Source organism: Collinsella aerofaciens, from assembly GCF_020709435.1.
Taxonomy (GTDB): Bacteria; Actinomycetota; Coriobacteriia; order Coriobacteriales; family Coriobacteriaceae; genus Collinsella; species Collinsella aerofaciens_AU.
The window spans coordinates 18,464-33,853 of sequence record NZ_JAJFDP010000020.1 but is presented as its reverse complement, the minus strand read 5'-3'; the positions used below and the strand labels follow the sequence as shown (position 1 = coordinate 33,853).

Sequence of the window (15,390 nt, the reverse complement as noted above, 5' to 3'; positions counted from 1 at the left end):
TGGGTCGGCCGGGATTGGTCAATCTCGGCCGACTATATTTGGCTAAATTATTCCGACGCTAACACCGCAGGATTCACGCTGCAAAACCGCAGGAAATAGCGGTCAAAATATGCCAATGCTTCGGGGGTCCAAATAAGGTCGTTCACTTCACGGGAAAGTATTAGACCCCGATTCGCACCAACCCCAAAGTCACCTCAGGCAGCAGGCGCGAAGCGCCGCAGCTGCCGGCCGCGCCCCACAGTCCCCCAAGGCGGCAGGCGCAAAGCGCCGAGGCCGCCGCCGGGACCAGGGCCCGCAACAACCACGCGCCCCTGCATCAGCCCAGCGGCCCCAACCAACAACGACCCCATCGCAGACCGCTTGCAGCAGCGTCACCGCAGGCGGGGGCCGGGCTTGGTTTTCAGAACACTCCGCAGACCAGTATGGCGCCTTGTCCGCGGCTCCGAAGGAGCAGGACAAGGCGCCACACATGGTCGAGGACGTTCTGAAAACCAAGCCCGGCCCCCGCCGGACAGATCCACCGTTACTCGCAGAGCAGCTTGGCGATCTGGACGGCGTTGGTTGCCGCGCCCTTACGGATTTGGTCGCCGCAGCACCAGAAGGTGATGCCGCGCGCAGCCTCGGGGTTCGAGATGTCGCGGCGTACGCGACCGACCCAAATCAGGTCCTGGTCGGAGGTGTCCATCGGCATGGGGAAGCGGTCGTGCGCATCCTCGGCGCTCATGTCGTCAACCAGCTTGACGCCGGGAGCGGCAGCCAGCGCAGCACGGGCCTCCTCGACCGTAATATCGCGCTCAAACTCGAGCGTAATGCTCTCGGAGTGCGAACGCAGCACGGGCACGCGCACGCAGGTGCAGTTCACGCGCAGCTCGGGCAGGTGCATAATCTTGCGGCCCTCGTTCTGCAGCTTCATCTCCTCGGAGGTAAAGCCTTCCTCCTTGACGCCGCCGATCTGCGGAATCAGGTTGCTCGCCAGCTGGGCGGCAAACGCGCGCGGCTCGGGAATCTCCTCGCCGCGGCCCAGGGCGGCCAGCTGAGCCTCGAGCTCGGCCATACCGGGAGCGCCGGCACCCGAAGCCGCCTGATACGTCGAGACGATCATGCGCTTCACACCGGCGAGCTGATGCAGCGGCCACGTGGGAACCAGGCCGATGATGGTCGCGCAGTTGGGGTTGGCGATAAGGCCGTGATGCCACTTGATATCGTCGGCATTGATCTCGGGCACGACCAGCGGCACCTCGGGATCCATACGGAAAGCATGGCTGTTGTCGACCACGACGGCGCCGCGCTTGACGGCCTCGGGCAGCAGCTCCTTGGCGATATCGTCGCCGGCAGCGCCGAGTACGATGTCGCAGCCCTCAAAGGCCTCGGGGCAAGCCTCTTCGATCACGATCTGCTCGCCGCGGAACTCAACGGTCTTGCCCGCGGAACGCGCACTCGCCAGCAGCTTGAGCTTACCGACCGGAAACTCCTGCTCGTTGAGGCACTCAAGCATCTGGGTGCCCACGGCTCCCGTCGCGCCCAAAATAGCAACCGTGTACTGTTTCATGCTTCCCCCTTTAAAGGTTGTGGCTTTTGCCCGCACGCCGAGCAGGCCGATTATTGTTGCCAGTGTATACAAGAACGGGGCAGGCACGAAACCCGCCCCGTCGAAACGAAACCGAAACGAAACGCCCCGCCGTAGATTTTTGAGGCGAGTCCCAAAAATCTAGCGAGATAGCAGCTACTTGTGGAGCGCAGCCAGAGCGGGATCGACCGGCGCGGAAGCCTCCAGGTCGGAGACCTTCACAATGCCGTTCTCATCGGAGAAGGCACGGTAAATGGTCCGAATCGCCAGATCGAAGTCCTTCTCCTCCACGCCAATGATGATGTTGATCTCGTCACAGCTCTGTGAAATCATACGCACGCTCACGCCCGCCTGGCCAAGCATGCCAAACAGGTGGCCCGAGATACCTGCGCGGCCACGCAGGTTACGGCCGACGGTCGCGATGAGCGCCAAGCCCTCGACAACCTCGATCTCGAGTGGCTCGACCTCCTGCTGAATGTCGCCCACGAGTGAGTACAGCGAATCGTGAACGTCCTGCTCCTGCACCACGGCGCCAAAGCGGTCGACGCCGGTGGGCATATGCTCGACGGAAACGTCATAACGCTCGAAGACCGAAAGCGCACGGCGCATAAAGCCAACGCGGGGCTTGGTGCGGTCACGGGCGACGTTGATGGCGACAAAACCGCGCTTGCCGGTCACGCCGGTAATGATGGGCTCTGCCTCACCCTCATCAGCCGTCTCGCTAATGATGGTGCCGGGGTCCTGCGGCGCATTGGTGTTCTTGATGACCAGCGGAATACCCGCCTCGCGCACGGGGAACACGGCCTCCTCGTGCAGGACGCTTGCGCCCATGTACGAAAGCTCGCGCAGCTCCTCGTAGGTAACGCGCGCAATGGGCTGAGCCTCGGGAACAATACGCGGATCGGCAGAATAGAAACCCGAAACGTCGGTCCAGTTCTCGTACAGATCGGCGCCCAGGCACTTGGCCAGGATCGAGCCCGAGATATCGCCGCCGCCACGGTCGAGCAGCTTGATCTGGCCCTCTCGCGTCGCGCCGTAGAAACCGGGCATAACAAAGCCGCCCTGCTGGCCGTACTCCTGCACCAGCTCGGAGGTGCGATTCATGCTGAGCGTACCGTCGTGATGGAACGCCACAACCGTCGCGGCGTCCAGGAACGGCAGGCCCAGGTACTCGGCCATCAAGCGAGCGGTGAAGTACTCGCCGCGGCTCACGAGCTCCTCGGTAGAGTAACCGCCCGAGCGGGCGCGCTCGGCAAAGGCCGCGAACTCCTCGCGGATGGGATAGGTGAGCTCCAGCTCGTCAGCGATATCAAAATAGCGCTGGCCAATGTCCTCGAGCAGTTCCTCGCACGACACGTGATACTTAACGTGCGCGTTAACCAGGTAGAGCAGGTCGGTCACCTTGGTGTCGCCCTTAAAGCGGCGGCCGCAGGCGGAAACCACCACAAAACGGCGGGCAGGGTCGGCATCGACGATGGCCTTGATCTTCTTGAAGTGTTCGGCGTCGGCGACCGACGAGCCGCCAAACTTGGCAATCTTAATCATGGGCTTGAGGTTACCTTTCTAAAAGCCTCTGCAAACCTGTTTTGCGCGCTCTGATACCATGGTTTCACCGATTGGGTCCAAGGCATCCGAGGAGCAGTGTTATATGGGAACTTATCATAGTACACGAGGACGCACTTTATCGTGCTCAAGTAAGGTGGCAATCCGCACCGGCATCGCTCCCGACGGGGGTTTGTTTGTCTCGGACGAGCTCGGCACCCAGCAGGTCGATATCAGCTCGCTTGCAGATAAATCGTACTTTGAAATCGCTCAAGATGTGTTGGGAATGTTACTGAATGATTACACGGCCGAAGAAATTTCGGCGTGTGTCGACGAGGCATACCGCGGCACGTTCGCGAGTGAGGAGGTTACGCCGCTCGTCAAACTCGACGCTGCGCCGGGCGCTGACGCCCCTCAGACCTATGTGATGGAGCTCTTTGGCGGCCCCACAAGCGCCTTCAAGGACGTCGCCCTGCAGATGCTCCCCCGTCTGATGGCCCGCACTTCCGCCAAGGACGGCGGCGCCGAGCGCATCATGATCGTCACCGCCACGTCGGGCGACACCGGCAAGGCCGCACTCGCCGGTTTTGCCGACGCGCCGGGCACGGGCATCACCGTCTTTTATCCCGAGGGCAAAGTCAGCCGCGTGCAGAATCTGCAGATGTCCACGCAGGAGGGCGATAACGTCGCCGTCTGCGGCATCCGCGGCAACTTTGACGACGCCCAGAGCGCCGTCAAGCGCATCTTTGCCGATAAGGAGCTTGCCGAGCGCCTGGAGGCCGCTGGCACTGTGCTTTCGAGCGCCAACTCCATCAATGTCGGCCGTCTGGTACCGCAGGTCGTCTACTACTTTGCCGCCTATGCGCAGCTGCTGCGCGCCGGCGCCATCGAGGCCGGCGACGCCGTTGAGTTCTGTGTGCCCACCGGCAACTTTGGCGATATCCTGGCCGGCTACTACGCCAAGCGCATGGGTCTGCCCGTCGCCAAACTCGTCGTGGCCAGCGACAAGAACAACGTGCTCGCTGACTTCCTGACCACCGGCGTCTACGACCGCAACCGTCCGTTCTTCACGACCATTTCGCCGTCGATGGACATCCTTATTAGCTCTAATCTGGAGCGCATGCTCTACTTCCTGTCCGACGGCGACTGCGAGCTCGTTGCCGGCCTTATGGAGCAGCTTGCCCAGACCGGTCGCTACGAGGTGCCTGCCGAGCTGCTGGCCAAGATCCAGAGCGTATTTGGCTGCGGCTGGGCCAGCGAGGACGAGGTTCGCGCCGCCATCAAGAGCTGCTGGGATGCCAACGGCTACGTGATCGACCCGCACACCGCTTGCGGCTATCACGTCTTTGAGCAGGTCGCCCCCACCGAGGGCGCCAAGGCCCGCGTGCTGCTTTCGACCGCCAGCCCCTACAAGTTCCCGCGCGCCTGCTGCGATGCCCTGGGCCTCGACGTTCCCGAGGACGACTTTGAGGCCATGCGCGTGCTCGAGCAGGCAACCAACACGGTCGCCCCAGCCCAGCTCGCCGAACTCGAGTCCAAGCCCGTCCGCTTCGAAGACGTCTGCGACGTCGATGAGATGGCCAGCTACGTAGAGCAGGCTGCAAAAAAGATAGCAACCAACTAAACCCCTTATAAGGCGCCGGCGAAAGCCGGCGCACCTTCTTTTATCAGATACCTACCGGGATGATGACGAACGTGCATAGCGTGCCTGGCTGTTTAGTTCGTCGCGAGTTCCGCACGCAAAGGAAAGCACTTAATGTGCTTTCCGTCTTGCGCAGGACTGCCCGAGCAGCGAACTAAACAGCCAGACACGCCAGGAGGACTCACATGATCAAGATCACCGTCCCAGCAACAAGCGCCAACTTGGGCATTGGCTACGATACCCTCGGCATGGCCGTCAGCCTCTACTCGCACTTCACCTTCGAGCGCGCCGACAAACTCACCATCACGGGCTGCCCCGAGGAATTCCAAAACGAGAACAACCTGGTCTACGTGAGCTTTGTCGATGCACTGGCTGCATGGGGCGAGCCGGCTTTTCCCGTTGCCATCGACATCCAGACCGACGTGCCCGTCGCCCGCGGCCTGGGCTCCAGCTCCACCTGCGTCGTCGCCGGCATTATGGCCGCCGCCGCGCTGACGGGCCACACCGTCGACCGTGCCGAGCTCGTCCGCATTGCCACCGAGGTCGAGGGGCATCCCGATAACGTCGCCCCTGCCATCCTGGGCGGCGCCGTCTGCTCCTTTACGCCGACCGATTCGCTCCCCCAGTGCCTGCGCTACGAGGTAAGCAATCGCTTGCGTTTTATTACCGTGATTCCGCCCTACGAGGTACACACGAGCGAGGCGCGCAAGGTCGTACCGCAGGAGATTCCGCTCTCCACCGCCGTGTGGCAGATGGGCCGCATTGCTGGCATGACGCGCGGTCTGGAGACCGGCGACCTTGACCTGATTGCCGCCGCCAACGACGACCGCATCCAGGAGCCCTATCGCCGCCGCCTCATCCCCGACTACAACGCCGTGCGCGACACCTGCCTTAACGGCGGCGCCAAGACCATCTGGATCAGTGGTTCGGGCTCGACCCTCATGGCTGTGACCGACGACACCATCGTGGCAAAGTTCCTGCAGGTCAAGCTGCGCGAGCAGTTCCCCAAGTGTGATACGCATATTCTGACGTGCGACACGGAAGGCGCCCAGATCGAATACCTGTAGTCGCCGTCCCGTATACTCGCTGGGGAGGCCAGGGGGCTTTGCCCCCAAATCGTCCTCGGACATGGCAGGACCCCCGCTGCGCACTTCGTGCGGCGGGGGTCCTGCCGTCCTGCGGAAAGATTTGGGGGCAAAGCCCCCTGGCCTCCCCTATGTTAACTTCGCCGGCGGCGGCTACAGGGACCTACGCTCTGGAAAGTCGCCGGGCTGATAGTTTGGCTTTTTATTGGTAGGGGCTCTTGCTAGGCTGGAGCACTTCCTAGAGGCGGGCATCGGCTGCGTGCCTGGTTTAGGCGGCGCTGGTTTCTTTGTATTCGAAGACTGGCTCTAGGAGGTCTTCGATGTTGCAGTGTAGGGCTTTTGCTATATCCCTTACGGTTGTTACCGAGGCTTCGTTGATGTTTCTCTGGCGTTGTTCGTACATTTGGATTGAGCGGAGGGACACGCCCGATTCGTATGCCAGGTCTTGTTGGGTTTTCTTAAGCTTCTTTCTTGCTAACGCAAGTTTGGTTTGCCTGGACGCTTTTTTCGCCATATCGCAGACGAGGCGAGCCACGCGTTCCTCCGAGGCTTCATGCCAGGGATAGTACAGACTGCGCAGTGCGTCAAACGGAACGACATGCAGCAGGTCTTCGAAAGACTCCCCTAAACGCCACTGCAGATATGCCAGTATCCAGCCTGTCCAATACTCTGGCGTCTTCTCAAAACGATAGGTGCGATCCGGTATAGACCCGCTCTGATAGCCGGACCTTTCAGCGATAAGCGCGAACAGCTCAACGCCCGATTTTCCCGATACGACCCATGCGTTGCCGCGTTCGAACTCGCGAGCTACGCCGCTCAGGCAAAAGAGTTCAGCAACTTCCGATCCTTCTGCTCCATAATCGTTAACGGCATAGTCAAAGCAGTCGCCGAGGTTGTTCATTGCATCCTCGAGGTAGTAGACGGGGTATGTCCTACTCGGCCCACAATCCGTTAACTCTTGGATCATTTAAATCAACCCTCCCTGCCATTAAATCCCTAATGTCGATACCTTCGGAATCGAACCCGTTAACCGTATCCAAGTATTTGCGTCGAGCATTCTGCTCTCGCTCAAAACGCTTGGGATAAAACTCAGACCCCAAAGCCTGCTTCCAATCGCAGAATCTAATCGCCGAAAATGCGCACTCGCTCATAAGAGCATATTGGATACCCAAATCACCCAAGCGCATGATACGTTGCAGCTGCCTGAGCGAGATCATGCCGCTGACAAACTGTCTTGCAAACGAAAAATAGGAGTCGTCGGCGCGATAACCTCGAATTACGTCATAGGGAGAAATATCAATCAGGCAGTTATCCAGCAGATAGCGAAGTCCTTCGCGCGCCAGCGGTGTCGAAACATTGAACTCCCTATTGTTAGCCAAAATCGCAAGCCAATTGAGAATTGAAAACTCCCCGGACTCCAAATCCAAGACTGCGAGACCATCCATATCGAGCTCATATCGATTTGCAATGCCATCAGACTCAGTCCGACATGCCCACTCCATTGCCATTTCCTCATGTGGCGTGCAATAAAACCCACACCCATAGTCATTGAATTGTCTGCATTTATCCAACGACGGATGCTCGACAACAACCTCCGACCCGTGCCAAAGCTCCATATCGACCTCCAAACAAAAATATCACCCCAGTGATAGTGTACCAATAACTATCACTGGGGTGATATAGATAGATGCAAACTATTGCCTGCCAAGAACCCTTACTAGAGGCAAGCCTCGGCGATGCGCTTTTTGAGTTCGTCGATGCCGGTGCCGGTCTGGGAGCTTGTGATGATTACGTTCTCGGCCGGAACGTTGAGCTGCTTTTTGATGGCTGCTGCCTGGCGGGCCTGCTGGGTGCGACTGAGCTTGTCGGCCTTGGTGAGGCAGACGATAAAGTTGAACTCATTGCCCTGCAGGTAGTCGATCATGTCATGATCGAGCTTGCTGGGATCGTGACGAATGTCCACCAGCGAGACGACCAAGTTAAAGCTGCGCTCGGAGTCGAAAAAGTCGCCGATAAGCTCGGCCCAGCGGTCGCGCTCGGCCTTGGAGCGACGGGCGAAACCGTAACCCGGCAGGTCCACGAAATGCACGTCGTCGGCCTCAAAGAAGTTGATGTTGCTCGTCTTGCCCGGCGTACTGGAAACCTTGACTAGGTTCTTGCGGCCAAATAGCTTGTTCATAATCGACGACTTGCCCACGTTGGAGCGGCCGACAAAGCTCACCTCGGGGCAGGTGGACTCGGGAATCTGCGAAACCTTGCCATAGCTGGCGACGAACTTGGCAAGCTGGTAGTTAATGGAATCGGCCATGGACACTCCTTGGTCGTAGGTTCTTACAAATAGACGCGCTATTGCGCAGCGGCAATGCGGCGGACGATATCGAGCGTAATGTCACTTGCGACACGCGCGTACTCGAACAGATCGAACTCTCGCTCGCAAATTGCATCGTACGCCTCGTCACAATTATCGCTGATAGCGCGCAACACCAGGCAATCGACACCATTTTTGGTTGCGACATGGGCAATTGCCGCGCCCTCCATGCCGACACAATCGGCATGCGTCGCCTCGATAGCGTCGTTGCGCATGGCGGCGCCCGTCACAAAACGGTTACCCGTGGCAATCGTGCCGACCAGGAACTGCTTGGTGCCCTCATTCGAAGCGACTGCATTTTTCGAAGCGTCAACAAACCCACGCTCAGCAAGCACGTCGGCGGCAATATCGACCAGCGCGGGCGTCGAGCCAAACTCCTCGAGCCCCGGTGCGGACTCGGCGATAAGCGCGGTATCGGTATCCAGATAGCGTAGGCGTTTGCCAATGACCACGTCGTCGATATGGAGCTTGGGGTTCAAACCGCCCGCAATGCCCGAAAACACAACAGCCTGCGGAGCATACTTGCTAATGAGGTGCTGTGTTGCAGCAGCGGCGTTCACCGTGCCCATGCCCGCCGTTGTGGCGACAACTGTCAGGCCGTCGAGCTCACCGCTCACAACGGTCAAGCCCGCCTCCCGTGCCTCGCAAACGTCGCTCAGCTCTTCCTTAATCTGCATGATCTCTTTTTCGAGCGCACCGATAATCGCGATGGTAGCCATACCATTCCCCAAACCTATACGAAATTCTCAACCAAGGTATGGTACCAGCATTTTGTTTGACCTCGCCAAACGAACACGCTAAGCCAGTGCAGCTCGCGTATCAAACAGAGCCTTTGCAATCGCGGCCGTAACCTCGTTCGAACGGTCACTCCATGGCATCGATGTCATGACGCTCATGACATAGGTACAGCCATCGATGTCGATAAGGCCCGCATCGCATGTCGAGTAGTAACCATCCTCGCTAATCCAGCCTGCCTTGTTGCGCACCAAAACCTGCTCGTCCGCAATGCCATCGCGAATAAACGAGCGCGATGTTGATGCCAGAAGGCCCGACAACCACTGTGAAGTCTCGGTATCCATGCTCAGATACTCGCTCATCTCACGCCATAACCTCGCAGAAGTGCGCGGGCAGTAGGTCGGAAAATCACTCATCGGATTCAGTGCCGTTTCGTCATCAACACCCAGATTGGCAATCCAATCCTCATAGCCATCATGGTCAAACGCCACGCGTAACGCGATAAACGAATCGTTGTCTGAGTTGACGACCGCGGCCTCGATAAGGTCACGCACTGTCTGCCAGCCCATGCTGTAACCACCATACGTGGCTAAAGGCCCATCGAGCGACACCCGCCCCGATTCGACCAACGTCTCGCAAATATAGAGCGCATACAGCGCTTTGTAGCTGCTCGCTCCATACACCTCGACATCGGCGTTATACGTCACGCCCCTACCGCTCGATAGGTCGTAGAACACTACACCCACGTCGCCCAGCTCCTGCGCCCGACACAGGGCATCCTGGAGCGAGGCAAGGCTCTCATCCTCCAAGGCAGGAGTCTTGTTATCCACCAACGAGAAGGTCCGAACGGTATCACCCGAAGGGATATCGTTGAAGTCCGCCTTCGAAAGTCTCGTCTTGAGATCTGCCGTCGACAGAGCTTGATCTGCCGACGCTTTGGACTTTGAAACCTTCTCGTTTTGCAGCTGTACCGTTGACGCATCTGGGCGCACCGTTCGCTCCGAGGCGTAGGTTTTAACGGTAATTCCGAGGATAATAACCGCCGACGTTAGCATCCCAATGGCGGCAATCTTCCTCACGCGGATGCGAGCGCCGGCAAGGCCACGCGAAGACGTGCCCTTCGTCTTATATCTGCTGCCATGCTGCGGCACATACTCGTCCCGCGATGCGATGTTTCGCACGTGGTCTCCTGACTGCCACCGTTTATATACGAGCAGTATGATACCGAGCAGGCATTTCTTTCCAAAGATATTCAGCGGCGTTTAAGGTGTCTTTAAAGAAACCACAAGCGTATTTATCCAAATGGCACGCTAGCCGATGGCGTTTTTGAGTTCCGCGCGGCGCTTTTTCATGCCCGTCATAACGGCATTGCGCAGCTCGGGCATGCGCGCGGTATCCATCTGTGGAACGCCCTCAAGCTTATAGGGAATCCCCAGCTGCTCATACTTGACGACGCCCATCGTGTGATACGGCAGCATTTCCAGACCCACCACGTTATGCCACGGGGCAATCAGACGACCGAGTGCCTCGCACTCCTCCACCGTGTCGGTAATGCCCGGCACCACCACGTGGCGGATAACGACCTTAATCTTGCGACGTGCAAGCTCATCGCCAAACGCCAGGATGCGTGCGGGATCACAACCGGTCAGCTTTTTATGCTCGACCGGGTCGGCATGCTTAATATCGAGCAGTACCATGTCGGTCTCGTTGAGCACGGCATCGAACTTCTCGGGATGCTGAGGGTCGAAGGCGTAGCCACAGCTATCCAGGCAGGTATGCACGCGGCCATCGGGGTTGTTGTGCATTGCACGGAACAGGTCGGCCAAAAACTCAGGCTGTAGGAGCGGCTCGCCACCCGAAACCGTAATGCCGCCGCTGCGATAGAACTCATGGTTGCTCTGGAACTCGTCCATCAGGTGCTCGACTGTCACCATGGTGCCGCCGTTAACAGACCAGGTATCGGGATTGTGGCAATACGCACAGCGCATGGGACAGCCTTGGACAAACACTACGAAGCGGATGCCGGGTCCGTCGACCGTACCCATCGTTTCAATCGAATGTACGCGGCCCAGGGCAAACGCGGAGTCCTCGGGACGAGCGTCCACACCCTCGAGCGTCATCTCAGCCATTCCCGCTACCTTGCCTCTCATTGGTTTTAGTTACATAAATGCCAGAGCCATTCTAGCCCATACGCATGATGGTGAAACGGTTTAGTGGTCAATTGGGTTGTTCTATTTGGCCCCACACAAAAGCGGCAGGAAGGTTGTCACAACCCACCCGCCGCCGAGGCAATAGATATCGATAGACACCAGGCCTTACGCCTTAAGCGTAAGCACCGCGCCGAAGGCGGTCGGGCCGCAATGGCTCGAGATGACGCCGCCGACCTGAGTCCAGGTAACGTCCTTAAAGCCAAGATCGTGTGCATAGACTTCCATGTCGTCGCGCAACTCCTCGGAAAGACCCACCGAATACGCCAGGCCAATATGCGAGTAGTCGATCTCGCCCTTCGCAACCATGTGGTCAATAAAGGCACGGGCGCACTTGAGCATAGAGCCGCGGAACTTCTTGGTCGCCACAAACTTACCGCCCGTTACCTCAATGCAGGGCTTAATCTTGAGCAGGTGGGCGCCAAGGAACGCGACGTTGGACAGACGACCGCCCGCCTTAAGAAAGGCTAGGTCGGTAGGAACAAAGCCCAGCAGCACACGGTCCATGACGGAGTTCGTAAATGCAAAGATCTCGTCGACGGTGGCATCGGGGTGAGCCTCGATGTATTTGGCGGTCTCGACGACAACAAGCGACTGGCCTACCGAGACAAAGCGCGTGTCCATGGAGAACACGTAGTCGCGCCCCTGGGCCGCAATCTTTGAGGACTGATGCGAACAGGTCGTGGCCTCGGAATATGCAAGATGCAAAATAGTCGCGTCGGGCTGCTCAGCGTGAATGCGGTCGTACACGTGAGCAAAATCCGCAGGTGCGCAGCCGCTGGTCTTGGGCATCACGCCAAACTCGTTGCAGCGCGAATAAATCTCGAGCGGATCGATCGAGCCGTCCTCGACGGTCTCGTCACCAATCGTGACATGCATAGGCACGCGCACGATGCCGTAGCGCTCGCAGAGCTCCGGCGTCACATCCGACCCAGACTCAACCACGATTACGTACTTGCCCATTATTATCACGACCCATCTCGACGTTGGCTTTTCAATACATGACACGCGCCGCCGCACTGTTGCACAACGGCGTCCAAGCGCCAAAGAGACGCCGCCCCTTGCGCACAACAAAGGACAGCGTCTCCCTGGAAAACTCCGTGCTTATCTGAGATTCTACACGGTTTATTAAGGAGTGTTACTTATTCCGCAAACGGTCGCTATACGCGATAAGCGGTAGCTGGCCGCGGCAACTGCGACACATTCCGCCCAACAAGTCCAATCGTGCTCCATGCACGGTTAATGAGCGAGGCGGTAGAAATCCATCGACGCCGCACCCTCGGCGTGCAGCTCCATCGCCGGAACCGCCGGCGAATAGGTACGGCTCGTAAGTGCCGCCTCGCCACCGTTGGCAAAAATCTCGACCATCGTAGTGTCCGAAAGCACGCGCAGGTCGCGAAGTTCGCCGAGCTCGATCGACCTCTGGTCGCGTCCATAGCCTTCGTCGCCCATATCGAGGGTAAGCATCCCGTCCGTATAACGCACAAAGACACCCTTGCGGATTTCGAGCTCGATCATCTTGGCTCCCTCGCAGGAAACCACGACATCAAACAGGCGTCCCGGCTCCTCAACGGTCTCACCGCCTACAGCACGAACGCAATCGCCGCGCATCCTCTCAATCTCGTGCGCCGGCCACTGGCAGAGCTTACCATCGCGCATGCTCAGCTCTCGCGGCACCGTCAACGCGCACTGCCACCCGCGCGCCACCGTCGGGTTTTCCGCCGTCGCATCGGGGCAACCCGACCATCCGATCATCAATCGCCGGCCTGCAGCATCCTCAAAGGACTGCGGAGCATAGAAATCAAAACCGGCATCGACCATCGGGGGCATGCCCTTCCCGACGATTTTAAAGCTCGGCGCCTCCCAATCGGCCTCGATGGGGAACCACACGCACTGATGCGGATTGCGGTAACGCCAACCATCGGCAGGCACACCCTGCGGACAGCAAACGAGAATAAGCTCGCCATCAAGCTCAAACAGATCAGGGCACTCCCACATAAAGCCAAACTTCTCGCCCAGCTCAATGCGCGTCGCATAGCTCCAGACCCCTAAATCACGCGAAGTATAGACAAGCACGCAGCCACGGTCGTCTTTCGTACGAGCGCCCAGAACCATGTAGTAGATACCATCGTGCTCAAGGATCTTGGGGTCGCGCACGTGCGTACCGATATCGTCGGGGTAATCGACTGGTCCAACAGCCATGCGCTTCTCGCCCAATTCGTCGGGATTCTCGGCAACCATATGAATCTGGTTTTGCTCACGGCCCGTCAACACGTAGTCGTAATCATCGCGGTCAAAATGCTTGACGTTGCCGGTATAGAAGTAGTGAATCTTGCCATCACGTACAAAGGCAGAACCAGAATACGCTCCGCTCGAATCCAAATCGGAATCGGGGAACAGCACGGGGCCGTGATTCTCGTACGTCACAAAATCCTTTGTCGTCAGATGGTTCCAAAGCACTGGACCGCCATGCGCAGCATCGAACGGATCGTATTGATGATAGATGTGATACGTATCACCAATCTGAACCAAACCGTTGGGGTCGTTGAGCCAGCCAAGCTCAGGCTCCACATGGAACAGAAGCCTATCGGGGTCGGACGCGATGCGAGCCGCCGTCTCATCCTGTCCGACACGCCACTGCTCATAGTCCGCGCGTGTCACCTTGTTTTTTTGATTTAACATCGCCGTTGACTTTCTCGTCTATGGGGAAGGACGCTCGACTCACACGAGTCGAACGCCCTTCCTCAAATGGACTTATCCTCAGATTACACTGAACGGCTCAACTAGAAGCTAACGTCGAAGCCAGCGCCAGCGCCCTCTTCATCGGTGGTCGGCACGCCCTTTGCCTTGTTGTAGGCAAAGATCAAGACGATCGGCACGATAAAGGCGATGAGATTGCCAGCCACATACCACACGAGGGTCTCGGGCGTGACGATGAGCAGGCCAAGCACGCCGGTCAGACCCTGACCGATAGCGCGCACCTCAAAGAGCTTGACGAAGGCACCGCCGCAGCCTGCACCGATGCATGCGCAGATGAACGGAATGATCGAATAGCGCATGTTTGCAGCAAAGATAGCGGGCTCGGAGATTCCGACCAGCGTCGGGATAAAGGACGACATGCAGATGTTGCGCTCTTTGGAGTGCTTCTTGTGAATGAGGTACATACCGATGGCGCCGCCGCCCTGGGCGATGATGGAAACCGACCAGATGGCCTGGATGTAGTTGAAGCCAGTCGTGGCAACAAGGTTTGCCTCGATACCCTGGATGAACTGATGCGTACCGGTAACGACGAGCGGCTGCAGGAACGCGGCGAAGACAAAGGCACCAAAGACGCCCATCCTGTTGTACAGGATATCGATTACGCCGGCGAGGACGTCACCGATCAGGTTGCCGAGCGGGCCGAACACGGTGAACAGGGCAACGTTAGCAAGAATCAGGGTAACGGTCGGGACAAAGACGAACGAAACGACCTCGGGGATGTACTTCTGGGCAATCTTCTCGACCTTGGCCATAAACCAGGCAGTCAGGATTGCGGGGAACACACCGCCCTGGAAAGCAACCATGGGAATGGATAGCGGACCGAAGTTCCAGTACTCAGCACCCGTCGGGTCCATAACGAACGTGTTGCGGTTCATAAGGCTCGGGTGAACCATGACGATACCGACGAGGATGCCCAGGATCGGGTTACCGCCAAAACGCTTGACCGCGCTGTACATAACCAGGACAGGCAGGTAGTCGAACGTGGTGGCGATAATGGCAAAGAAGCTTGCGAGGTTCTTGAGGAACTCGCTGTGATCGGCGAGGCTGCCCTCCATGCCAAAGAGGCCGTTGGCAACGATCAGCGACTTAAGGCCGATGATGATTGCAGCGCCGACGAAGGCGGGAATGATGGGGATAAAGATGTCCGAGAATACCTTGAGGACCGAGAAGAACTTGCCCTTCTTGTCCGCCTCGGCGCCCTTGACCTCGGAAGCACTGATCTCCTTAACGCCCGTCAGAGCCATAAACTCATCGTAAACCTTGTTGACGGTACCGGTACCGAAGATGATCATGAGCTGGCCGCTGTTGTACAGCACGCCCTTGACGCCATCGATGTTCTCGAGCTCGGCCTTGTTGTATTTGCTCGTATCCTTGAGCACCAGACGCAGACGGGTCACGCAATGCGTGGCGCCCTCGATGTTCTCCAGTCCGCCGACGTTGTCGACGACTTGCTGGGACACTGCCTTGTAGTCCATGTTCCTCTC

The 15,390-nt window shown here is 58.3% G+C and carries 13 protein-coding genes; 2 read left to right on the top strand and 11 right to left on the bottom strand.

Features of this window, described 5'->3' with window-relative positions; translation table 11 throughout:
* Nucleotides 1-523 precede the first annotated feature (523 nt).
* Both LK493_RS09165 and LK493_RS09160 read right to left on the bottom strand, forming a co-directional pair.
* Nucleotides 524-1,549, bottom strand: a complete 1,026-nt coding sequence (locus LK493_RS09165) for an aspartate-semialdehyde dehydrogenase (protein WP_117640200.1) — start codon at nucleotides 1,547-1,549, stop codon at nucleotides 524-526.
* Nucleotides 1,550-1,723: 174 nt separating this feature from the next.
* Entirely contained in the window at nucleotides 1,724-3,112 is a 1,389-nt protein-coding gene (locus LK493_RS09160) for an aspartate kinase (RefSeq protein WP_138113249.1), read from the bottom strand.
* Between the two features lie 103 nt (nucleotides 3,113-3,215).
* On the opposite strand from LK493_RS09160, the gene thrC reads away from it, so the two are divergent.
* The gene (gene thrC, locus LK493_RS09155; RefSeq protein ID WP_227790807.1) at nucleotides 3,216-4,733 is read left to right on the top strand and encodes a threonine synthase; all 1,518 of its coding nucleotides are present in this window, start codon (nucleotides 3,216-3,218) and stop codon (nucleotides 4,731-4,733) included.
* A 203-nt stretch (nucleotides 4,734-4,936) separates the two neighbouring features.
* A complete protein-coding gene (gene thrB, locus LK493_RS09150; RefSeq protein ID WP_055310702.1) occupies nucleotides 4,937-5,818 on the top strand; it encodes a homoserine kinase in 882 nt (293 codons plus the stop codon).
* 286 nt (nucleotides 5,819-6,104) lie between these two features.
* Here the strand turns inward: thrB and LK493_RS09145 are convergent, their stop codons facing one another.
* The 9 genes from LK493_RS09145 to LK493_RS09105 all read right to left on the bottom strand — a co-directional run bounded on the left by LK493_RS09145 (nucleotide 6,105) and on the right by LK493_RS09105 (nucleotide 15,381).
* Nucleotides 6,105-6,737, bottom strand: a complete 633-nt coding sequence (locus LK493_RS09145; protein ID WP_006234873.1) for a helix-turn-helix transcriptional regulator — start codon at nucleotides 6,735-6,737, stop codon at nucleotides 6,105-6,107.
* A 31-nt stretch (nucleotides 6,738-6,768) separates the two neighbouring features.
* Nucleotides 6,769-7,452, bottom strand: coding sequence for a DUF3990 domain-containing protein (locus tag LK493_RS09140; RefSeq protein ID WP_006234872.1), 684 nt, complete (start codon nucleotides 7,450-7,452; stop codon nucleotides 6,769-6,771).
* Nucleotides 7,453-7,553: 101 nt separating this feature from the next.
* The gene (yihA, locus tag LK493_RS09135; RefSeq protein WP_006234871.1) at nucleotides 7,554-8,144 is read right to left on the bottom strand and encodes a ribosome biogenesis GTP-binding protein YihA/YsxC; all 591 of its coding nucleotides are present in this window, start codon (nucleotides 8,142-8,144) and stop codon (nucleotides 7,554-7,556) included.
* Nucleotides 8,145-8,182: 38 nt separating this feature from the next.
* Nucleotides 8,183-8,923: a 5'-methylthioadenosine/S-adenosylhomocysteine nucleosidase gene (gene mtnN / locus LK493_RS09130; protein WP_227790806.1), complete on the bottom strand. Its 741-nt coding sequence runs from the start codon at nucleotides 8,921-8,923 to the stop codon at nucleotides 8,183-8,185.
* 78 nt (nucleotides 8,924-9,001) lie between these two features.
* Complete coding sequence (locus LK493_RS09125) at nucleotides 9,002-10,120, bottom strand: serine hydrolase (protein WP_227790805.1); 1,119 nt, start codon at nucleotides 10,118-10,120, stop codon at nucleotides 9,002-9,004.
* A 129-nt stretch (nucleotides 10,121-10,249) separates the two neighbouring features.
* Nucleotides 10,250-11,068 carry a pyruvate formate-lyase-activating protein gene (gene pflA / locus LK493_RS09120; RefSeq protein WP_227790804.1) on the bottom strand — a complete coding sequence of 273 codons (819 nt, stop codon included), beginning with the start codon at nucleotides 11,066-11,068 and terminating at the stop codon, nucleotides 10,250-10,252.
* Nucleotides 11,069-11,254: 186 nt separating this feature from the next.
* Nucleotides 11,255-12,109, bottom strand: coding sequence for a DegV family protein (locus LK493_RS09115; RefSeq protein WP_117746632.1), 855 nt, complete (start codon nucleotides 12,107-12,109; stop codon nucleotides 11,255-11,257).
* 276 nt (nucleotides 12,110-12,385) lie between these two features.
* Nucleotides 12,386-13,828 carry a glycoside hydrolase family 32 protein gene (locus tag LK493_RS09110; protein ID WP_117746633.1) on the bottom strand — a complete coding sequence of 481 codons (1,443 nt, stop codon included), beginning with the start codon at nucleotides 13,826-13,828 and terminating at the stop codon, nucleotides 12,386-12,388.
* A 101-nt stretch (nucleotides 13,829-13,929) separates the two neighbouring features.
* Complete coding sequence (locus LK493_RS09105) at nucleotides 13,930-15,381, bottom strand: PTS transporter subunit EIIC (protein WP_052044095.1); 1,452 nt, start codon at nucleotides 15,379-15,381, stop codon at nucleotides 13,930-13,932.
* Nucleotides 15,382-15,390 lie beyond the last annotated feature (9 nt).